Consider the following 23,452-nt stretch of genomic DNA (forward strand, 5'->3'; position numbering starts at 1 on the left):
ATGTGGTTACAATAGCAGAGAGGATACACCTGTTCCCATTCCGAACACAGAAGTTAAGCTCTCTAGCGCTGATGGTACTTGGTGGGAAACTGCCTGGGAGAGTAGGACGTAGCCACGTAATTTTTTTTATTTGTTAAGTTTCTTATTTTAAAGTACTATTTTTAAAGTATGTTATAAATGCTTTATGTAAATACATATAATAGTTTAAAGAGATTGATTCTTTAAATATAGGGTGAGAGCTCTTATAGATATGCACTTTTAAATAGGAAAGGAGATAGATAAGTAAGTGTCTGTAATCAATAGTTTTATTTTACAATATGGATTAATCTCTGTATTTGTATTAATTATGATTGAATATGCTTGTTTTCCATTGCCTAGCGAAGTTGTTTTACCCTTGTGTGGAGCAATTGCTGCAAGAAATCATTTTGGATTTTTGACAATTTTAATTTTAAGTATAATTGCAGGTATACTTGGTTCAATATTTTGTTATACAGTAGGAAATTGGGGAGGTAAATCTATCATCAATAAAATAATAGAAATATGTCCAAAGGCAAAAAAAGGAATATTTGCATCTCAAGATTATTTTAACAAATATTCTTCTATTTCTGTTTGCGTATGTAGATTAATTCCTCTATGTAGAACATACATATCTTTTATAGCAGGTATAGCAGGTCAAAATATTATAACTTTTGTAATATCATCTATTGTGGGAATCACCATATGGAATACTTCATTAATCAGTATAGGATATATTTTTTCTGAGAGTTGGGTAAAAATAATGTCACATTATAATGATTATAAATTCCTAGTTCTCATTATACCAATATCTATAATTCTTATTGGCTTTGGTATTAAGTCGTATATACATAAAAAACATCACAGGATAAGATTATAAGAAATAGTGAAGTTTTGTATCATCTTCTGCAGTTACTACAAAATTCAAGTGTTTTAGAAAATTTCTAGTAATCAAAATCCCCGTTTTTATTTCTGTATGAAAACGGGGATTTTTAATATGAAACGGGTAGTCAATATTTTTAATTTTATAGTGAAAGAACATATTAAGTGATGTGCAGTAGCTAATATATAATTGTTTATACGATTTATTTTTAATGGATAATTTCATTTTCATTCCTTTAGAAAATGAACCAATAGTTTTTTCTAATGGAAGATTGAATTTTTCTAAATAATACTTATAAAGTTCATCATCCCATGATGTATATACACCAGAAAGTATTTTGGCAATATGTTTTGCAGTAAAAATATCATGGAAATTGCACTCATCAAAGACAACCCCTATATCATTTTTAATTGAATATATGGTATGTTCTACTCCAAAGATTTCAATTTTTCCATCATCTTTTTCTAATTCATTCAATATCAAGTTAATTGTGGTACTTTTTCCAGCTCCATTCTCACCAATAAAACCGACAATTCTTCCCTTTGGAACTTGAAATGAAACATCTTTTAATGAAAAATCGCCAAAACTTTTACATAAATTATGAACTAAAACATTATTTTTCTCCATTGTTTTATATCTCCTTAATTTTCATAAAATAATTTTAGAATATTAGTCATCTGCTCATAAGCTATACCATGTGTTCTACCAATCTCGGCGACTTTTTGTAACAATTCTTCTGCTATTCGCAATTGTTCTTCTTGAATAAACTCTTTGTTTTGGCTAGCTACAAAACTACCTTTTCCAGATACAGTTTCAATAAATCCATCACGAGTTAAATCCTCATATGCGCGTTGAACAGTAATTACACTTATATGTAAGTCTTTTGCCAAAGCTCTCATAGATGGTAGCATTTCGCCAGCAGATAGTTTTCCATCCATTATAAAGCTTTTAATCTGTAAACATATTTGTTCATATATAGGTTTATCACTACTGTTGCTAATGATTATTTCCATTTAATCCTCCTGTTACTATATTTTGCGTACTTGGTGTACTGGTTCGATAAGTACAGTATAGACATATAAATAAATATTGTCAAGATAATAAATACAAAACTAAAACAATATACAGTAATCAAATACATTCACAAGGCTCAACTTATAAATCTTGTAACGAGTTGTAATCTGATAATTTTCAACTATTTAACAAAAATAATACATAAGAGATACATATAGATAGTTTTTTCTTTAAAAGAGAGGAAGAGCTGTCATTAATTTATAAAATCAATTTTAGCTTATATCCTTTTATGCTAAAATGGTGTTAAGTAATAAAACAAATACTATTTATATAAAAGGGGTAAGAATATGGATATAATAGATAATCTAAGAGTACAAGGGGTAGATGAAAAGCTTATTGAAGATATAATGTATTTTAGAAATTATTATGGATTAGAAAAAGATTTAGAATATAGAGTAACAAAGTCTAAAACTTATTTTTATGGAAAAGACATATTATCTATGTGTATAGCAGCTTTTTTAGAAGAAGAAAATATATTATTATCAGGACCAAAGGCAACAGGAAAAAACTTACTTGCGGATAATTTGGGTGAGATATTTAATAGACCTCAGTGGAATACATCATTTCATATAAATACAGATAGTTCAACACTTATAGGTACAGATACATTTATAGACAATGAAGTTAAACTTAGAAGAGGTTCAGTTTATGAATGTGCTATTAATGGAGGTTTTGGGGTATTTGATGAAATTAACATGGCAAAAAATGATGCTATAGTTGTAGTACATTCAGCTTTAGATTATAGAAGAATAATTGATGTACCTGGATATGAGAGAGTCAATCTACATCCAGCAACAAGATTTATTGGGACTATGAACTATGAATATGCAGGGACAAAGGAACTTAATGAAGCCCTAGTATCTAGATTTATGGTAATAGACATTCCTCCTATAGAAGAAGATAAGCTAATGATGATTTTAAAAAATGAATTTTCGGATGCAGATGAAGAGAAATTAATTCATTTTGCAGGGATATTTTTAGACTTACAATTAAAATCTCAAAATGGTGAGATATCTAGTAAAGCTATTGATTTACGTGGACTTATGGCATCTCTTAAGACTATAAGGAGAGGATTGAAACCAACTCTTGCAATTAATATGGGGCTTACAGGAAAGACTTTTGATATATACGAGAAAGAAATGGTTGGAGATGTAATTAAAACTAGAATACCTAGTAAATGGGAGAGTACAGATGTGTTTCCAATAAGTCATATTTAATATAGGTGAAATTATGAAATGGATATATGATGATTATGAATTTGAAAATAGAGCCAATAACTTATCTTGGACAATAGCTGGAGACTACAATGAAAATATAGATATATCAGAAAAAGATTATTCTTCAAAGGAAATAGGTCTGTATTTTGCAATAGTTGCAGGTGCTAGAAGAAAGTATGTTGATTGGGATATAGTTAAAAAATATCTTACAAATAGAATACGAAAAGGGTACAACAAAGATATTATATTGGGTCTAATTCAAGTTATATTAAATACAATAGTTGAAGAAAAGGCCATTAAAGATAGACCAGGGATAGAAGATATAAGAAAAAATGCTTATAAAGATATTGTTTCACGTTTTACCAAAATACATAATGACAATATTATGGATAAAATTAAATATGCGTTTATACTTTATAGCATGGGCAAACATCCAGCATTAGACAGTATGACTAGAAGGATAGTTAATGATATAAGAAATATAGATACGAATCAAGATATTATGGAGATTTTAAAAGCATTAGATGTTATATATTTAACTTATTTTGAATATATATTAAATGGAGAAGAAAGCAATTCTACATATGATGAAAATAATGTAAAAGATGTTGAAGTAAACTTTGATACATTTGCTGATTTTATGTATGAAGAACTTTATAGTGATGAAGAAGAAAATATTATTGAAAGTGATATAGACTCAATATCTTCGTCCATGCTTGTAGAAGGAATAGGAGATTTTGATAATTCTCAATCTAATAATTCGGCAGATAGAGTTATATATGTTGATGAAGATACTGCAAATAAAATATATTCAAAAATAGAACATTATTATGGAAAAACTTATTTAAGTAAAGGTGAAATTAAAAAGATTGAAACACAAAACTGTAGAAACGTTCATGAAGGTTGTAGAATACACTTTACAGATGGAGTTCTTAGAAGTGAATGTAATAATGTATTTCAACTAAAATATGTAACAAGACAAAAGGAAAATAATTTAGGAAAATTTAGAGAACATGCTAGAATGTATAGACAACAGATAAAGAGATTAAAAGAAAGTCTTGCTAGAATTTTAATAGAAGAAAATGCTAAAACAAGAGTATACTCTGATTGTGGTACTATCTTAGCAAATAGAGCTTGGAGAGTGGGTAGAAGTAATAATAATAAAATATTTTATAAAGATATAGAAAATGAAAAAGGTAAATATGTTATTGATATATTATTGGATGCAAGTGGCTCTCAAAGTAGAAATCAAGGAAATGTGGCAATTCAAGCTTACATAATTGCAAATGCTCTAACAGAAGTTGGAATACCAAATAGAGTTATGGGATTTTCTAGTTTTTTAGATTATACAATATTAAAAAGATTTAAAGATTATGATGATGGGATAAAAAATAGTGAAAATATATTTGAGTATTTTTGTGCTGGTAATAATAGAGATGGTTTGGCTATAAAATCTATATGTAGTGGTCTAATAAATAGAGATGAAGAAAATAAAATTTTGATAGTTCTTAGTGATGGAAGACCAAATGATGTAAAGATAGGAAAAAATAGTGAGAGAACCTTAAGAGGAGAAAAAGCTTATAGAGGGATAGTTGGTTTGAGAGACACAGCCAATGAAGTAAGAAAGGCTAGAAAACAAAATATATTGGTATTAGGAGTATTTACAGGTAAAGAATCAGAGCTTGAAGCTGAAAGATTAATATATGGAAATGATTTCATATATTCGAGAGATATAACTAGATTTTCTGATGTGGTTTCAATGTATTTAAAGAAGATAATTAGAAATTAATAAACTTACAAAAAAGAATTTATATACATAAAAATATAAAAATGAATAAAATCTGTAAAAAATGTAGAAATTTTCACAGAAAAGGTATACAATGATTTATATAGAAAATGATTTAAGAATAAGTTAAAAATTAAATATATAATATTATAGGTTCTTCAAGCAAGATTAATAGGGAAAAAGGTTGAATTCCTTTACAGCCCCCGCTACTGTGATGCAGACGAAACTTTTGTTAGCCACTATGATGATGGTTTTTTATATCTCATGGGAAGGAAGAGGAGTAGGAAGAAGCTAAGTCAGGAGACCTGCCTAAAATATTAAAGTAATTTCTTCGGGGATGGAGAAAGTTTCTTATAATAATTATACAGATATATTTATTTTATGTGTTTGTATTTGGATTGTGGAAAATTAGAAGCCTAACCATCGTGTTAGGCTTTTTTATTTTATTAAATAAATCAGACATTTTATTATTTATATTTTAATTATTGGAAAGGGAGAGAGGGGATACTAAGATGAAACAAAATATCAAATTGGGGATTATAGCAGCACTTATGTTAATTATTTTGACTCCAGTTACATCAAATGCAATGCACATAATGGAAGGTTACTTACCAGTAAAATGGTCTATAGCATGGGGAGTTATATTTATACCATTTTTTTTAGTAGGACTAAAATCAATTGGAAAAATAGTAAAACAAGACCCTAAAAAGAAAGTATTATTAGCTCTATGTGGAGCATTTGTGTTTGTATTATCAGCACTAAAAATACCTTCAGTAACAGGAAGTTGCTCACATCCTACTGGAGTCGGTCTTGGAGCGATAATGTTTGGACCAAGTGTAATGTTTGTTCTTGGAACTATAGTTTTAATATTCCAAGCATTACTATTAGCACATGGAGGAATAACTACTTTAGGAGCGAATGCTTTTTCAATGGCTATTATAGGGCCAATTATATCGTTCTTAATATTTAAGGTGTTAAAGAAAAAAGATGGAAATAATGCTATGCCAGTATTTCTTGCAGCAGCAATAGGAGATTTGGCCACATATACAATAACTTCAATACAATTAGCACTGGCTTTCCCAGACCCATCAGGTGGAGTTATGGCTTCTGCAATTAAGTTTTTAGGAATTTTCTTTATGACTCAAATACCAATAGCAATAGCAGAAGGTATACTTACTGTAATTGTATATAATTTAATTACAGAAAACGGAGAAAAAAGCATACTAGAAAATAATGATAAAGGAGTTAAAGTTAATGAGTGCTAAAACAAAAACAAAAACTAACATATTATTACTTTTATTAGTAGTGGCTCTTATTATATTTCCATTACTTGTTAACTCAGGTGCTGAATATGGAGGAGCAGATGGTCAAGCTGAAAGTGAAATTACTAAGATAAATCCAAATTACAAACCGTGGTTTAGCAGTCCTTATGAGCCACCAAGTGGAGAAATAGAAAGCTTATTATTCTCTGCACAAGCAGCTTTAGGTGCTGGTGTAATAGGATACATATTAGGTCTTCAAAAAGGAAAGAGAAGTTAATCATGCTTATAATTGATAAATATGCATATACAAATAGATTAAGTAAAGTAAATCCAAACAAAAAAGTAGCCATAGGAGTAATATTTTTGATTGCTTCTATGGTAATACAAAATATATTTATTTTAAGTGGAATTATGATTTTAATGAGTATTCTAGTTGTTTGTGTGGCTGGAATAGATTTAAAAAACTATTTAAAATTACTTAGAATACCAATGTACTTTTTATTTCTTAGTATAGGAATAACTCTTGTAAATATATCTTTTAATAAAGCAGACTTATTATATAGTTTTAAGTTTTTTAGTTTCAATGTAGGAATATCAAAGGCATCTATTGATATGTCTATTCATGTGTTGTTTAGAGCTATGTCTTGTTTGACTTGTGTGTATTTTTGTATACTTACAACTCCTTTTAATCAATTAATATTCTTCTTTAAAAAGTTGCATTTACCTGATACTTTTGTTGAGTTATCAATGTTAATATATAGGTTTATATTCATATTTTTAGAAGAATTTTCAGAAATATACAAGTCACAAGAGTTAAGATTTGGGTATATAAATTTAAAAACTTCATATAAATCCTTAGGAATTCTTGGAAGTATGCTGTACAAAAGACTTATGACAAGGTATGATGATATGTGTATATCATTAGACATAAAATTGTATGATGGTAAATTTCACATAGTAGGGGATAATGATGTTTAAAGTAAATAATTTAACGTATCAATATGAAAAAAATGCCAATGCATTATTGAACATTAATATGGATTTTTCAAAGGGAAATGTTATAGGTATAATAGGTTCAAATGGTTCAGGAAAATCAACATTATTTATGAACTTAATGGGGATATTAAAACCTACATCTGGAGAAATTCTTTTTAAAGAAGAAAAGTTAAAGTATGATAAAAAAAGTTTATACAATCTTAGAAAAAATGTAGGTATTGTGTTTCAAGACCCAGAAAAACAAATTTTTTATTCAAAAGTATATGATGATATAGCATTCGCAATGAGAAACATTGGTATGGATGAAAAAACAATTAAAGAGAGAATAAGCAAAGCTCTAGTAGCTGTTAATGGAATAGATTTTATAGACAGACCAGTACATTTTCTTAGTTATGGTCAGAAAAAAAGGGTAGCAATAGCATCAGTTATAGCAATGGAAAATGAAATTGTATTACTTGATGAGCCTACAGCTGGTCTAGACCCAGTAAGTACTAGGTCTATCGTAGATATAATAAAGGGATTAAATAAAAATAATATAAAAATAGTAATATCCAGTCATGATATGAATTTAATGTATGAAATATGTGATTACATATATGTATTGGATAAAGGGATTTTGATTGATGAAGGAAAGGCAGAAGATGTATTTATAAATGAAAATAATATAATACAAGCTGGCTTAGAATCCCCATGGTTGGTAAAAGTACATAAAAATATGAATTTACCTTTATTTAAGAAAGAAGAAGATTTGTATAAGTATTGGAAAGAAAGAGAACTTAATACAAACATATAATTAAGCCCTAAACCTATTTTTAAAAAATAGATTTATATATAATAACCCTTAACCTAGACCCCTTAAAGGTGCCTTATGATTCCCCAAATCATAAGGTTATTTTTTTGAGTAATAAAATAAATTGTATGGAAAAGTGTTATTTAATTGTAATATATTGGAAATAATCTATTAATATAATACATAATTATAATTTGAAGTAATTCATATTTTAGATTAAAATATATTTATGGCTGTTAACAGGAGGAGAAATATGAATTTAGATACATTAAATCCTGCTCAAAGAGAAGCAGTAGAAAAAACTGAAGGTCCAGTACTTATACTGGCTGGTGCTGGTTCAGGTAAAACTAAGGTATTAACAACAAGAATAGCATACCTTATAGAAGATAAAGGTGTACAAGCACCAAATATATTAGCTATAACATTTACAAATAAAGCTGCAAATGAAATGAGAGAGAGAGTTGAGCAAAACATAGGTCCTGAAACTAAGGATATGTGGATAAGTACATTCCATTCTTGTTGTGTTCGTATACTCAGAAAAGATATAAATAAGATTGGTTACAATAGGAGTTTTGTAATTTATGATTCTGCAGACCAAGTTACATTGGTTAAAGACTGTCTTAAAGAATTAAATTTAAGTGATAAGGTATTTGAACCAAAAGCAGTTATAAGCGCCATTTCAGGAGCAAAAGATAAGCTTTATACTCCAAAACAGTTTAAAGATATCAACATGGCAGATAATAGAATGGTTAAGATTGCAGATATTTATGCTCTATATCAAGACCGTCTAAAAAGAAATAGTGCACTTGATTTTGATGATTTAATACTTAAAACGGTAGAACTTTTCAAAGCTAATGATGAAGTATTAGCGTATTACAGAAGTAGGTTTAGATACATAATGGTAGATGAGTACCAAGATACAAGTAAAGCTCAATATGAATTGATAAAATTATTAGCGAGAGAACATCAAAATATTTGTGTTGTTGGAGATGATGACCAAAGTATTTATGGATGGAGAGGCGCAGATATAAGAAATATACTTGAATTTGAAAAAGATTATGATAATGTACATGTTGTAAAGTTGGAACAAAATTATAGGTCTACACAAGTTATATTGGATGCAGCCAATAAAGTCATATCTAATAATATAGAAAGAAAAAGAAAAAAGCTTTGGAGTGAAAAAAAAGAAGGAGAGCTTATAAAGATACAATTAACTGGTAGCGAAATAGAGGAGGCTGATTTCATTGCTGACTCAATTGCACAAATAGCTAGAAAAGAGAATAGACCTTATAAGGATTTTGCAGTACTTTATAGAGCAAATGCACAAGCAAGACCTGTAGAAGATGCTTTAAATAGAAGTCAAATTCCATACAATATATATGGTGGTACGAAATTCTATGAGAGAAAAGAAATAAAGGATTTATTGGCGTATTTAAGAGTTATTCAAAACCCTCAGGATGATATATCTATAAAAAGAATTATAAATGTTCCTAGAAGAGGTATAGGGCTTAGAACTATAGAAAAAATTGAAGACAGAGCTAATTTAAAACAAGAGAGTATATATTCAGTATTAATTGACATAGAAACAAATTCAGACATATCTACTAAGGCAAGAGCAAGTATAAGTGGATTTGTTGATATTATAGGTACTCTTAGAACTATAAAAGAAGTTTATCCTGTTAGTAAGTTAATAGAAAAAGTTTTGGATACCACAGGATATATGGATGAACTTGTAGAGATAAGAAACAAAAATGAAAAAGATTTGACTGGTAAAGGTGAGGAAGCTCAAGATAGAATTGATAATTTAAGAGAATTTATTTCTATAGCACTAGAGTTTGAAAGTAGTAGTGATGATACTTATGAAAATAAAGATTTAGAAACATTCTTAACTAGTATAGCACTTACATCTGAATCAAATGATGAAGAAGATAATGATAGGGTTTCGCTTATGACAATTCATACATCTAAAGGGCTAGAATTCCCTGTTGTGTTCTTAACAGGTATGGAAGAAGGATTATTCCCTATATCAAGAGCTATAAAATCTATGAGTGATTCACAAATAGAAGAAGAGAGAAGACTTTGTTATGTTGGTATAACTAGAGCTAAAGAAGAACTATATATGTCATTGACGGAGAAGAGAACATTATATGGTAAAACAAATGTTGCAATAGCTTCAAGATTTATGGAGGAATTGCCAGAAGAATGTATAGAACGATTGTACAAAGTAAAAAAAGAGTTGAGTTATTCTAAAGCAAATTATAATATGTTAGATAAATATACTAAAAAGTATATGAATACTATAAGTAAATCTAAGGTTGCAGATAAAGTTAATGCTACAATAAAAGATTCTAATAAAGAAACTAATCCAGATGATATAAAACTTGGTTCTAAAGTACATCATCCTAAGTTTGGGGTTGGGACAGTAGTTTCTATAATTGGTACAGATGTTACTATAGCTTTTGACCAACAGGGAATTAAAAAAATAAATAAAGAATATACAACACTAAATATTTTATAATGGAGGTAAACGAGGAATGGATAGTATAAACTTTGCTAAAAACCTGATAGACTTCATATATGATAGTCCATCATCTTTTCATGCAGTTGATAGTGCTAAGGAAATTTTAGATAAAAATGGATTTGAAGAATTGGTTTTGAATCAGAGATGGAATCTAAAAGTTGGTGGAAAATATTATGTTACTAAAAATTTATCTGCCATGGTAGCCTTTGTAGTAAATTCAGAAAATATAGAAAGAGATGGGTTTAGAATAATAGGTTCTCATTCAGATTCTCCTACATTTAGTATTAAACCAAACGCAGAAATAGAAGCTGAAAAATCTTATTTGAAGTTGAATACAGAGTGTTATGGAGGAGCAATATTGAGTACATGGCTGGATAGACCTCTTGGAATAGCTGGTAGAGTAGTTTTAAAAGGTGATACTATATTAAAACCAAACGAAAGACTTATAGATTTTAAAAAGCCAATTTGTATAATACCGAATTTAGCAATACATTTAAATAGAAGTATAAATGATAGTCATTCATATAACAAACAGAAAGATATGTTGCCTTTAGTTGGCCTGTTAAATGATACATTAGAAAAAGATAATTTTCTTTTAAAACAAATAGCATCTAATTTAGATGTAAATGTGGAAGATATTATAGATTTTGATTTATTTTTATATGAATTTGAAAAAGGAAGTTTAATAGGGGCTAATGATGAATTTATATCTATTGGAAGACAAGATAATCTTGCAATGGTACATGCTAGTTTGAATGCTCTTGTTAATACTAAAGGGCAAAATGGTGTAAATGTAATAGCTGTATTTGATAATGAAGAAGTTGGTAGTTCTACTAAACAAGGTGCAGATTCAAACATGTTGTTAAATATATTAGAGAGAATCTGTCTATCAATGAGTAAGGATAGAGAGGGATTCTTTGAGTCTATTTATTCATCTTTTATGATATCTTCGGATTTAGCTCATGCCATCCATCCAAACGTTCCAGAAAAACACGACCCAACTAATAAACCAGTTATGGGAAAAGGTCCAGTTATAAAGATAAATGCTAGTCAGGCATACACTAGTGATGGATATTCTATAGCTGTTTATAAAAATATATGTAAAGAAGCTAATGTTGAGTATCAAGAATTTGTTAATAGGTCAGATGAAAGAGGTGGAAGTACTATAGGTCCAATATCCTCTACTCACATAGATATACCATCTGTGGATGTGGGAAGTCCAATTTTAGCAATGCACTCTATAAGAGAATTAGGAAATGTTGAGGACCATTATAGTATATATAAAACATTCAGTAAGTTTTTTGAAATATAAATATAAGATAAACAATTTGGAGATGAGACTATGAAATTAGGATTATGCTTAGAAGGTGGAGGAGCAAAAGGGGCTTATCAAGCAGGAGTAGTTAAAGCCTTGTATGATGGAGGAATAAATAAATTTTATTCGATTTCAGGGACATCAATAGGAGCAATAAATGGATATTATTTATACACAGGCAATGTTGATAACTTGGAGAAAATGTGGACAAATATAAAAGATATCCAGAATGGAAATGTGAAAATAGTAAATAATACTGTGGATAATTCTCCTGCTATAGACAATTTAAGGGAACTAGATGATAGTAAAGTTGAAGAAATGAACTTTTATGTTAATTATGTTGAAGTTGATAATAAGGTAGTATCAGAAAAGATTGTTGATGTATCAAAAATATCTCGTAATGAAGCAATTGCAAGTATTTCATACAGTGGGTTGTTACCATCAAATCCAAATGCTACCCTTAGTTTTAAAGAACAATTTGTGAATGATGTGCAAGAAGGAATTTATGATGGTTTCAAATTAGATGGAGGTCTAATTAGGAGTGCATTAATTGAACCACTAATTGGGGATAATGTGGATAAAATTATTTTAATATCCACAAAATATAATTATGAGTTACCAGACGATATCAAAAAAATATATGATGAAAATAGAATCATCGTGGTTAGACCTAATACTCAGTTTGCACCTAAAGATACCCTTAATTTTGATGATGAATTTTGTAAAACTATTTATCATGAAGGATATGAAATAGGAAAAAATATACTTGATAGACTTTAAATTAGAGTATAATATAATAAATGTAATTATGTAATTTAACTAATGAAAAGGAAGGTAATAAATTATGGAAAATAACAATCCTATAGTAACTATAGAAATGGAAAATGGAAAAGAAATTAAAATTGAGTTATATCCAAATATAGCACCAAATACAGTTAAAAACTTTGTATCATTAGTAAATGAAGGATATTATAATGGAATAATCTTTCATAGAGTAATATCAGGATTTATGATACAAGGAGGATGCCCAAATGGTACAGGAATGGGGGGGCCAGGTCACTCTATAAAAGGTGAATTTAGTGGTAATGGATTTACTAACAATCTAAAACACGAAAGAGGAGTTATATCAATGGCTAGAACTATGGCACCTAATTCAGCCGGTTCTCAATTTTTCATAATGCATAAAAATTCACCACATTTAGATGGTCAATATGCAGGTTTTGGTAGAGTAATAGAAGGTATGGATACAGTTGATGAAATAGCATCAGTTAGAACGGACGCAGCTGATAAGCCACAGACTCCACAAATTATGAAATCTGTTACTGTAGAAACTTTTGGAATAGACTACTCAGATGTAGAAAAAAACTAAAACATATATAAAACTAGGTTAAGTTATAAATAAAAGTTAAAAATATATGTTGTTTAATGAAGATAAAGTGAAATGTTGTTATGTCTTTAGACAAATACATTTCACTTTTTTATTTGTTTTGCATGAGGGAAAATTATATATTATAGAATTTTAATTGAAAAATAAAGTTTGATTAAAAAAATTTTACTATGATTGTTTATATTTAAGTTTTGATATAATAATATATTAAATAAATAGATAAGATATGTGGAAAACACTTATTTCAGTATTTTTTGAATTTATTTTATTTACTTTAATTAAGAAAAACAAGTTTTTTTGTAATTTTTATTTACAAAAAAACATTGTTATGGTAATATCTTCTATTTACAATTTCATAACTTTGGTTTACAATAATAGAGACAATAAATCCTAAAAAACATAAGAAGAAAAAAGTGCTTAATATTTGAGAGAGACTGGTTTAGTTTACACCAGCTAGGCCAGTCAAGGAATAATTTAAAGTGTAATATATAATAATGAAAGAGAACATACTATTAGAATTTTCTAATAGTATGTTCTTTTTTTGTATAAATTAGTATTATTATATAAAAATTTAAGACAGTATATTTATAGTTCTGATGTAACTAAGTATGTATTTTAACATAGTATAATATAGACCCAAAATGGAGGGATTATAAATGAGAAATATTATACTTTATTTAAATGATGATACTTTTGTATCAAAAAAATATCCAGATAAAAACTTTAGCCTTTTAGAATATTGCTTGATAGGAACCAAATGTTTAAATACTTTTGTAGAAGAAAAGCTAATTACTTTTTTTAAAGTGAGAATACCAGATATATTAAAAGACAAAAATATATTAAAGGCAGAGTTATTTATTCATATTAATTCAAATAAGAATTGCATTTTTAATGAAAAAGTAGATATTGAAGTGAAAAGAATAAGTGAATATTATAATTCTAGAATTATATCATGGAATGATAAATTGCCTATGGAAAATGTAGGTGGATATTTACCAATTAGTATAAGTGATACATCTAATTATATCTGTTTAAATATTACAGGTGTTGTAAAAGCATGGGCAGTAGGGAAGTATCCTAATCATGGGTTAGCTTTATCTTTAAATTATCCTTATCAGATTCTTGAATTTACATCTAGTAGAGGTTATAACAAACCATATATACTTGTAACATTTGAAGATAGAAATAAAGAGAATTGTTATCCTAAATGTGGGTGTCCTCCAATTAGAATTACAGGCCCAACAGGTCCAACTGGAAATACAGGTCCAAGAGGAGAGAAAGGTTCAACAGGAGCAACAGGTCCAACTGGAGAGATAGGCCCAATGGGAGCAACAGGAAGTACAGGGGCAACAGGAGAAATAGGACCAACAGGGAATACAGGGGCAACGGGAGCAACAGGTTTAACCGGAGAGATAGGACCAACGGGAGCAACAGGAAGTACAGGGGCAACAGGAGAAATAGGACCAACGGGGGGTACAGGAGCAACAGGAGAAATAGGACCAACGGGAGCAACGGGTCCAACAGGAGAGATAGGACCAACGGGAGTAACAGGAGCAACAGGAGAAATAGGACCAACAGGAGCAACGGGTCCAACAGGAGAGATAGGACCAACGGGAGTAACAGGAGCAACAGGAGAAATAGGACCAACGGGAGCAACGGGTCCAACAGGAGAGATAGGACCAACGGGAGTAACAGGAGCAACAGGAGAAATAGGACCAACGGGAGCAACGGGTCCAACAGGAGAGATAGGACCAACGGGAGTAACAGGAGCAACAGGAGAAATAGGACCAACGGGAGCAACGGGTCCAACGGGAGTAACAGGGCCAACAGGAGCAACAGGAGAAATAGGTTCAACGGGAGCAATGGGTCCAACAGGAGAGATAGGACCAACGGGAGTAACAGGAGCAACAGGAGCAACAGGAGAAATAGGACCAACGGGAGCAACGGGTCCAACAGGAGAGATAGGACCAACGGGAGTAACAGGGGCAACGGGTCCAACAGGAAATTCCTCTCAGCCAGTTGCTAACTTTCTTGTAAATGCACCATCTGCACAAATACTAGATAATGGAGAAGCTATAACAGGTTGGCAACCAACAATAGGAAATAGTTCAAGTATAACAGTAGATGCAAATGGTACATTTACAGTACAGGAAAATGGTGTATATTATATATCAGTTTCAGTAGCATTGGAACCAGGCTCATCAAGCACAAATCAATATTCTTTCTCTATGCTATTTCCAATTTTAGGAGGGAAAGACTTAGCAGGTCTTACTACTGAGCCAGGAGGTGGAGGAGTAATTTCTGGATATTTCGCTGGTTTTTTATTTGGTGGAACTACCTTCACTATAAATAATTTTTCATCTACAACAGTAGGAATACGAAATGGGCAAACAGCAGGAACTGCGGCTACTTTGACAATATTTAGAATAGCTGATACTATTATGACTTAAAATATATCTAAAATAATCTTAAAAACTATTTAGATTTTATCTGAATAACAGAAGTATTTTTTATGTATTGAATTTTACTTGTTTTAGAATAAAAAGAACAATAATAATAGGATATATTCACAAAACTTTTAGCATTATGGATTTTTATTTAGCTTTAATATCAATATATGTATAATAAAAAAACTGTCTCAAATATAGATTTGAAACAGTTTTTTTGTTTAAAGATTTTATATTATTTAAAGTTTTTGATTGCAGTAGTTAAATTAGGCACTAATTGTTTTTTTCTTGATACAACACCTGGTGCAAATGTACCTTGAACACCTTCAACACCAAATGCATTAGCAATTAATCTATCTTCTGCCTTATAGATTAAATAAGAACCTTCTTTGATTATATCTGTAACTGCAAGAACTAATTTATCATAATCAGTTGAATTTATATAAGATAAAAACTCATCTTTTTTAGCAAATATAGAGTCTATGTCTAAAGTAAACACTTGTCCAATACCAACTCTGTGTCCACTCATATTAAACTCTTTAAAATCCATATTTACTATTTCTTCTATAGTATATTCATCTAGAGAAGTACCACATTTAAACATGTCCATAGCATATTTTTCCATGTCTACTTTTGCTATTTTATTTAATTCTTCACAAGCTTTTTTATCCATGTCAGTTGTTGTTGGAGATTTAAATAATAATGTATCTGATAATATAGCAGATAAAAGAAGACCAGCTATTTCATAAGGTATTTCAACATTATTTTCTTTGTAAATTTGATAAATTATAGTACTGTTGCATCCAACAGGCATAACTCTAAATGACATAGGAACGTCAGTAGAAATACCACCAAGTTTATGATGGTCAACTATTTCAACTATATTTGCTTGTTCAATTCCATCAGCACTTTGAGCATATTCATTATGGTCAACTAAAACGACATTCTTTTTAGATGGATTTAATAGATGACCTTTTGAAACCAACCCTAAGAACTTATTATCATCATCTAATATAGGATAAGATCTGAAGTTAGTCTCTAGCATAATCTCTTTTATTTCATCCATGTAGTCATCTTCTTTGAATGTAATTAGATTTTCTGTGGCTTCTATAGAGTCTAAGAAACTACATTGATTTATTACATTAGAAGTTTTATAGTTATCACTTTCAACAGAAACAACAGACACTCCATTCATTTTAGCAAGAGCTAGCAAATCTTTTGAAATCTCTGTATGATTAGTAAGTATTAAAAGTTTAACTTTTGTATCAATAGCATATTCAATACTATCATATCTATCACCAACAATAGCTATGTCTCCTTCTTTTAAAGTCTCTATTAGAGTTTCCATTCCAAATGATAAAGTAACTACTCTACCTTTTACATTTTCACCACAATCTACAAGTATAGTACCATTAAGATTTTTACAAATATTTGATAGTGATGTGTGTATAGTTGTAAAGTGTTGATGAAGTAGGTTTTTAGCTATTTCTTTCATAGTAATGATACCAGCAAAAGTTCCATCATCATAAGTTACAGGTAGCGTTTTAACATTTTTTTCATCCATAAGATTATAAGCTTCTAATATAGATGAAGTTGGAGTCAAAGGTACTACTTTATCATAATTTAAATCTCTAACTTGTATTCTAACATTATCTAAAATTTCAGGTGCATCTACCTTAAAGTAATCTAAGGCATATTTAGCTTCTTTTCTGATATCTCCTAAAGCATAAGCTGTTGCTTTTATTCCTAGTTTGTTTTTTAAATGTGCTAATGAAATTGCAGAACATATTGAATCTGTATCTGGATTTTTATGTCCGAAAACTAATAAACTCATTTTAATACTCCTTTCAAAACTTGAATATAAATAATAATTGATAAAAATATTATATCAAAAGGTAGTGAGTATTTGTTGTAAAAAGAAAAAAATTTAGTGAAAAAATATTATATAAAATTTATTTCTTACATAAATACTACAAATTTAATATAAAAATCATTATTATATATATTTTTACCCAATTAAATATCCAATCAAATTTATTTTTATTTGAAATAAATTGATTAAATATACCTGCGAAAAAATTAATTAATACGTTAATAAACTAAAAATTTATAAATATTTTATGCTGTAAAAAATTTTGTATATATATTATAATTAAAAATTTAACGAACTTAATATAAAAATTATTTACATATATGAAAAGCATAATTATTGTATATTAATTTAAAAATAACTTATAGAAATTAGAATAATTTTAGTTTGTATATTTTTTAAAACCATACAGTTGTTATAAAAAGAAAAATTGCACACAAGTCAAAAATAAGTGTCATTTTATAAAAATACGACAAAAATTTTATACACTACTTGTACAAATAACATGCAAATAACATATAAAATTTAATAAGTGAAAAAATGAAAGATATAAATTATCATTTTAGTATTTTATCTAGTCAAAGTAAATTATTTAAATGAAATACATCTCATTTAGATAAAAAATTTTAGTAAAGGTAAAAAAAATAATATATTTGTTAAAAAATAAATTGACAAAATATTCAGAAAAAATTTCTTGACCTAAGAGAGTAAAGTAAATAAAATCTAAAGTATAGAGACGAAATCTATAAAATTATTTTAAGTATAAGTTAAAAATATAGAGGATGCATTTAAAATTTATAAAAATGGGAGATGCCTAATTATTTTAGGGAGGTTTTTAGTATGGAGAAAAAAGAAAAGATAGTAGATAGCTATAGGTAGTGCAATGGATGCTGGTAAGATAATGTGGGTAATGTATGAGCATCCAGAAGTAGATTTCCAAGATTTAGCTATGAGACTTATGGATATAAGAAAAAGAGTATATGTATTCCCTAAGATGGGTGAAAAAGCATACTTTGCTGCTATCCCAACTTCAGCAGGAACTGGTTCAGAAGTAACTCCATTTGCAGTTATAGCTGACCAAGATTCAGGGGTAAAATATCCACTAGCAGATTATGAATTAATGCCAAATATGGCTATAATTGATGCTGATATGATGATGGAGATGCCCCAAGACTAACAGCATCATCAGGTGTTGATGCCTTAACACATGCACTAGAAGCATATGTATCTATGTTAAGAACTGAACCAGCTGATGGTTTAGTACTACAAGCAGGTAAAATAATATTTGAATATCTACCTCGTGCATATAAAAATGGAAAGAATGATAAAGAAGCAAGAGAAAAAATGGCAATGGCATCAACTATGGCGGGAATGTCTTTTGCAAATGCCTTCTTAGGAATATGTCACTCTTTAGCACATAAATTGGGTGTATTCCACCATGTTCGACACGGTGTTGCAAATGCGTTATTAATAAATGAAGTAATCAAATTCAATTGTGCAGAAGCTCCAAATAAGATGGGTGCATTCTCACAATACAGATATCCTGATTGTATACAAAGATATGCTGAATTTGTTTCTTTTGCAGGAATTAAGGGAAATACAGACCAAGAAAAAGTAGATAACCTTATAAAAGCAATAGATGAACTAAAGGCAAAAGTGGGTCTTCCTAAGACTATAAAAGAGGCTGGGGTAGAAGAATCTAAATTCTTAGAAAGATTGGATGCTATGGTTGAACAAGCTTTTGATGACCAATGTACAGGTGCTAATCCTAGATACCCATTGATGAGTGAATTAAAAGAGATATATCTAAAAATTTATTATGGTAAATAATATTCATTGTAGAATATAGGTTCTATTAGATTTGTATATAAATTATTAGATTTATATATAAATAGAGTTTTATTAGAGATGTATATAAATAGTTATTAATAATAGATTATAACTTAAATCCTAAATGGAAATGATAAAAAGTCAGGAAAAGCATATTAATTTTGAATATGTGAATTTAATCAATTAGCTTTAAAATTAGTCAGAAAATTTTTTTATTACATATAATTTCAAAGCATAATATATAAAAAACTTTATGAAAAAATTATGAAAATATTCAGAAAATTCTATTGACTAATTTATTTATCATGATATAATAGGTTTAGAAAAGAAAAAGAACTGGGGCCTATTAAGGCCCCCTTACTATTTTTTGATAGATTTATTTAGAATAACTTTCTCATTTTGATTTTTTATGTTTATTATAGAGTCAGTATAATCTACTTCAAAGTTAGCAAAAGCAGAGAATAAATCTATGTCTCTTAGTAAATGAATTGTCATACATTGATTGTTCTTATTTAACCTTAGAATCAATGCTCTTACAAATGGAAATTGTATTCTAGAATTAAATAAGTTAGAACCATCAGTATCTATATCTAGGCTACGATAATTAATATCTATAAATATATCTACATCATCATTTTCTTCTCTTATTATTCTGTAATCAAAGTCCAAGTTTAAATTTAAATTACTTAAAATCAATAACATTTAAATCCTCTTTTCTATAAATAGTTTTAGAGTGTTAATTTAAGCTCTCCATCTATTATAGATATAATTCTATCTGCTTTTCTAGCAATACTTTCATTATGTGTTATTATTATAAGTGTTTGGTTATATTTTTTTATAGAACTTTTTAGTAAATCCATGACTTCTTCTGTAGTTTTACTATCCAAATTTCCTGTTGGTTCATCTGCTAGGATTATACTTGGCTTTGCAGATAAAGCACGTGCAATAGCAACTCTTTGTTGTTGACCACCAGATAATTGATTGGGAAGATGATTTTTCCTTTCATTAAGACCCAATAAATTTATAAGGTCATCAATATATTCTTTATCTATTTTTTTATTGTCTAACTTTAGTGGTAATTCTATATTTTCCTTTACATTTAATACAGGAATTAAGTTATACTGTTGAAAGACAAATCCTACCTTTTGTCTTCTATATCTTGCTAGTTCTTTATCTGAAAGACAACATATATCTTTACCAGCAACTTTTATAGTACCATTACTTGGTCTCTCAAGACCACCTACTAAATGTAGAAATGTACTTTTTCCACTTCCACTTGGACCAATTATCGCAACAAATTCACCCTTATTTATTTTTAAATTTGCATCCTTTAGTGCATGTACAGATGTTTCCTTTTTTCCATAAATCTTACCTAAGTTAATAGTTTCCAATATAGGCATAATTACCCCTCCTATTCTGTGATGTTTATAGCTTCAACTATACCAATTTTATTTATTTTCCTTAATGGAATATATGTAGCTAGAATACCAACAATTATATTTGCTAAAATAACTAGGATATATATTTTGTAATCTATTGAAAATCCTAATCCATATGATACAAAATAATACGTGTAATACATTCTAAACTGTATTATAAGACCTGTTACAATGGTAATTACACTTGAAAGTGCTCCATATAATATTCCCTCATAGAGTATCATATTCTTAAATCCTTTATCAGAGATACCAATAGCCCTTAGCATTCCAAATTCGCTAGTTCTTGAAGTTAAGTTATAACTTATGTTATTTATTATATTAAATACACTAATTATGAACATAACTGCTACTATGCCATAAGCATAAATCATAGATCTAGCTGTCATTTTATCAGAGTTTTCTTTTTCCACTGACATATTCACTGTTGTAGTTCCAGGAACTTCACTTCCTATTTTACCTAAAAGTGTATTTATTTTTTTTATGTTTGCATTTTCTTTAAGATCTATATAAACTACGTTATATTTATCTACACCAGTTAATTTTTTTAGATATTCGCTACTCGTTATTACATCTATACCATTATCTCCAGAGTATGAATTATTATCTGCAAAAGGATAGCTCACAACAGCTCCAACTTTAAATTCATGTTCTAGATATTCATAATTATCTTTTTGTCTCATATAAAGATCTGTATCTATTTCACCTTTTGGATATTTAACTTTTATAGTATCTCCTACTTTCATATCTACAACGGGTGTTCCTACACCAGGTGTATAACTCTTGCTGTATTTATTTGTTTTAGAAATTTGTGGGACATATACTATAGCCAGGTTTTCCTTTTTCATTTTTTCTAAGTTTATACTTCCACTCACTAAGTATTTCTCTAATGAATTTATCATCTCATCATTATAACCTCTTAACCTTTGCTCTAGCGTATATTTGTCAGTAGTCTTATTTTTGGTCAATAGAGGAAACTCCTTAAAATAAGGTGTTGAACCTATAATGTCGTAGTAATCTAATCTATTTATTTTATCTAATTCTATTTTTGTATTCAAGATGCTAGCAGTTTTGACTTTATCAATTCCGTCTATATTTTTTATTTTGTCTATCTGATTATCATTAAGACCATTTATATCAAAGATAGAATTAACCTTATAAGCTTCACCTAATTTGAAAGTAAGATTTGATAGAATAAAATCCGCATTCATATATGTTTTTTCTTGACCATCTTTGTTTTGTATATCTGAAAAAGAATATTTATAATTTTCCTTTATGACCATTATACCTCCTATACTCATGGATAATATAATTATGATGAATCCCTTTTTATTTCTAAGTATATTTTTAGCAGATATAGATTTTGTTACTGATATATTTAAAGTTAATTTTGATATTAAAGAATTAACTTTGTTTATATTTTTATCAGTTCCAAAAGTTTTTCTTATAGCATCGATAGGAGAAATTCTTCTTATCTTTAAATACGTAAAGAAACTTATAATTAGTATTGTCAGTATTATACATCCAATTGATAGAAAGATTATTTTATCTGAAATAACAAAAGGTGTTACCCTTATGTCTCCTTCAAATTGAATATTTCCTGCAGTCCTATTAAATATTTGTGCACCACCAATACCTATACATATACCTGCAGGTATTGCTATCAAAGCAAGTATGAAAAGTTCATAAAACATAAGTTTAAAAATCCTAAAGTTAGTGGCTCCAATGGCTCTTAAGATACCATATTCCTGTACTCTTTGGTATATTGATATAACATAGATACTATATATTACAATACCAGAAAATAGACTCATAGCAATTGCAGTATATTTACTTGAGTCATCTAAAGTACCATTTTCCATAGTAGACTCTATAAGCATTTTATTTTTTCCAACACTATTCTTATCCAACATAGTATTTTTTACTATATTATTTATGTTTGTATTTATATCACTGCCCTCATTAAATTCAACATAAACATAAGAAAAGTTATTCAATTTTGACTCATTGATATTCAAAAAAATTTCACACATACCCTCTTTTTTCTGAATAGCTCTATCTTCAAGTATTCCTACAACTTTAAACGTCTCTGGTTTTTCTTTTTTGAATAATTTAAGAGTAAGGTCTTGATTTATTTCTGGTTTTAAACCCATACTATTTAAAACCCATTTTTCCACTACCACCTCATTGTTATCTTTTGGAAAGTGACCTTTTATAAGCTTAGAATGACTAGTCAAATAATTTTTATTCACATATTCTATGTTTATAGGTAATTTTTCATTAACATCTGTAAAACCATAGTGAGATGTTATACCTAAATTTTTAATCTCTTTGCTAGATTTTATGAGTTTTAACTGATTTTTATTTATATCTTTAAAATATACATGGTCAGCTCCAAGATCTCTCTTCAATTTATCTACTTCTGCTTGCTGAGCACTTCTTGAGAGTGTACCAATACCAACAATGAGTGTTACAGCAAGAATTATACTCACAGCAATCGCTAAAGACCTAGCTTTATAACTTTTTATGTACCTTAATACTATTTTCAGATTATCTTTCATATTTACCACTTCCTTTCTTAACTAAATCAATTATATATTTATCTAAAATATATAGCAAAGTA

18 protein-coding genes, 1 rRNA gene, 1 pseudogene and 1 riboswitch are annotated in these 23,452 nt (G+C 28.7%); of the genes and pseudogenes, 14 read left to right on the top strand and 6 right to left on the bottom strand.

Annotated elements, in window-relative coordinates:
• The first annotated feature begins 1 nt into the window (after position 1).
• Together rrf and KGF42_RS12980 are read left to right on the top strand one after the other, a co-directional pair.
• Positions 2 to 118 (top strand): 5S ribosomal RNA (gene rrf / locus KGF42_RS12975).
• 168 nt (positions 119 to 286) lie between these two features.
• Positions 287 to 895 carry a DedA family protein gene (locus KGF42_RS12980; RefSeq protein ID WP_054272329.1) on the top strand — a complete coding sequence of 203 codons (609 nt, stop codon included), beginning with the start codon at positions 287 to 289 and terminating at the stop codon, positions 893 to 895.
• Here KGF42_RS12980 and KGF42_RS12985 read toward each other — a convergent pair.
• A complete protein-coding gene (locus KGF42_RS12985; protein WP_285891579.1) occupies positions 890 to 1,525 on the bottom strand; it encodes an ATP-binding cassette domain-containing protein in 636 nt (211 codons plus the stop codon). The genes KGF42_RS12980 and KGF42_RS12985 overlap by 6 nt on opposite strands.
• Positions 1,526 to 1,539: 14 nt before the next feature.
• Complete coding sequence (locus KGF42_RS12990; protein WP_070480377.1) at positions 1,540 to 1,911, bottom strand: GntR family transcriptional regulator; 372 nt, start codon at positions 1,909 to 1,911, stop codon at positions 1,540 to 1,542.
• A gap of 348 nt (positions 1,912 to 2,259) precedes the next feature.
• Here KGF42_RS12990 and KGF42_RS12995 point away from each other — a divergent pair, with 348 nt between their 5' ends.
• The 11 genes from KGF42_RS12995 to KGF42_RS13045 all read left to right on the top strand — a co-directional run bounded on the left by KGF42_RS12995 (position 2,260) and on the right by KGF42_RS13045 (position 15,696).
• Positions 2,260 to 3,189, top strand: coding sequence for an AAA family ATPase (locus KGF42_RS12995; protein WP_227823212.1), 930 nt, complete (start codon positions 2,260 to 2,262; stop codon positions 3,187 to 3,189).
• 13 nt (positions 3,190 to 3,202) lie between these two features.
• Entirely contained in the window at positions 3,203 to 4,978 is a 1,776-nt protein-coding gene (locus KGF42_RS13000; RefSeq protein WP_227826465.1) for a nitric oxide reductase activation-like protein, read from the top strand.
• Between the two features lie 131 nt (positions 4,979 to 5,109).
• Positions 5,110 to 5,303: riboswitch (cobalamin riboswitch) on the top strand.
• A gap of 184 nt (positions 5,304 to 5,487) precedes the next feature.
• Positions 5,488 to 6,240 (top strand): energy-coupling factor ABC transporter permease, encoded by a 753-nt coding sequence (locus KGF42_RS13005; protein ID WP_054272335.1) that lies wholly within the window; start codon positions 5,488 to 5,490, stop codon positions 6,238 to 6,240.
• Positions 6,230 to 6,514: an energy-coupling factor ABC transporter substrate-binding protein gene (locus KGF42_RS13010; RefSeq protein WP_009895390.1), complete on the top strand. Its 285-nt coding sequence runs from the start codon at positions 6,230 to 6,232 to the stop codon at positions 6,512 to 6,514. Before KGF42_RS13005 ends, KGF42_RS13010 begins: the two co-directional genes overlap by 11 nt.
• Before the next feature lie 2 nt (positions 6,515 to 6,516).
• A complete protein-coding gene (gene cbiQ / locus KGF42_RS13015; RefSeq protein ID WP_227823210.1) occupies positions 6,517 to 7,215 on the top strand; it encodes a cobalt ECF transporter T component CbiQ in 699 nt (232 codons plus the stop codon).
• Positions 7,208 to 8,026 (top strand): energy-coupling factor ABC transporter ATP-binding protein, encoded by an 819-nt coding sequence (locus KGF42_RS13020; protein ID WP_227823209.1) that lies wholly within the window; start codon positions 7,208 to 7,210, stop codon positions 8,024 to 8,026. The genes cbiQ and KGF42_RS13020 overlap by 8 nt, the downstream gene beginning before the upstream one ends.
• A 250-nt stretch (positions 8,027 to 8,276) precedes the next feature.
• The gene (locus KGF42_RS13025) at positions 8,277 to 10,541 is read left to right on the top strand and encodes a DUF3553 domain-containing protein (protein ID WP_107594574.1); all 2,265 of its coding nucleotides are present in this window, start codon (positions 8,277 to 8,279) and stop codon (positions 10,539 to 10,541) included.
• Between the two features lie 16 nt (positions 10,542 to 10,557).
• On the top strand, positions 10,558 to 11,856 hold the full coding sequence (locus KGF42_RS13030; RefSeq protein ID WP_227823208.1) for a M18 family aminopeptidase: 1,299 nt from the start codon (positions 10,558 to 10,560) through the stop codon (positions 11,854 to 11,856).
• A gap of 30 nt (positions 11,857 to 11,886) precedes the next feature.
• Entirely contained in the window at positions 11,887 to 12,639 is a 753-nt protein-coding gene (locus tag KGF42_RS13035) for a patatin-like phospholipase family protein (RefSeq protein WP_227823207.1), read from the top strand.
• A 64-nt stretch (positions 12,640 to 12,703) separates the two neighbouring features.
• Positions 12,704 to 13,228 carry a peptidylprolyl isomerase gene (locus KGF42_RS13040; protein WP_227823206.1) on the top strand — a complete coding sequence of 175 codons (525 nt, stop codon included), beginning with the start codon at positions 12,704 to 12,706 and terminating at the stop codon, positions 13,226 to 13,228.
• A gap of 674 nt (positions 13,229 to 13,902) precedes the next feature.
• Complete coding sequence (locus tag KGF42_RS13045) at positions 13,903 to 15,696, top strand: DNRLRE domain-containing protein (protein ID WP_227826466.1); 1,794 nt, start codon at positions 13,903 to 13,905, stop codon at positions 15,694 to 15,696.
• 232 nt (positions 15,697 to 15,928) lie between these two features.
• On the opposite strand, the gene KGF42_RS13050 is transcribed toward KGF42_RS13045, so the two are convergent.
• Positions 15,929 to 17,527, bottom strand: a complete 1,599-nt coding sequence (locus tag KGF42_RS13050; protein WP_227823058.1) for a putative manganese-dependent inorganic diphosphatase — start codon at positions 17,525 to 17,527, stop codon at positions 15,929 to 15,931.
• Positions 17,528 to 18,437: 910 nt separating this feature from the next.
• Between KGF42_RS13050 and KGF42_RS13055 the strand changes: the two are divergent.
• A pseudogene (locus KGF42_RS13055) lies at positions 18,438 to 19,393 on the top strand (iron-containing alcohol dehydrogenase); the annotation flags it as partial.
• A gap of 360 nt (positions 19,394 to 19,753) precedes the next feature.
• Here KGF42_RS13055 and KGF42_RS13060 read toward each other — a convergent pair.
• From KGF42_RS13060 to KGF42_RS13070, 3 genes are read right to left on the bottom strand one after another with little or no spacing between them, the layout of a single operon-like run.
• Positions 19,754 to 20,095 (bottom strand): hypothetical protein, encoded by a 342-nt coding sequence (locus KGF42_RS13060; RefSeq protein WP_054272344.1) that lies wholly within the window; start codon positions 20,093 to 20,095, stop codon positions 19,754 to 19,756.
• 26 nt (positions 20,096 to 20,121) lie between these two features.
• Positions 20,122 to 20,793, bottom strand: coding sequence for an ABC transporter ATP-binding protein (locus tag KGF42_RS13065; RefSeq protein WP_227823057.1), 672 nt, complete (start codon positions 20,791 to 20,793; stop codon positions 20,122 to 20,124).
• 11 nt (positions 20,794 to 20,804) lie between these two features.
• A complete protein-coding gene (locus tag KGF42_RS13070) occupies positions 20,805 to 23,390 on the bottom strand; it encodes an FtsX-like permease family protein (protein ID WP_227823056.1) in 2,586 nt (861 codons plus the stop codon).
• Positions 23,391 to 23,452 lie beyond the last annotated feature (62 nt).

The organism is Clostridioides sp. ZZV15-6383 (assembly GCF_020657735.1).
Lineage (GTDB): Bacteria > Bacillota > Clostridia > Peptostreptococcales > Peptostreptococcaceae > Clostridioides > Clostridioides difficile_D.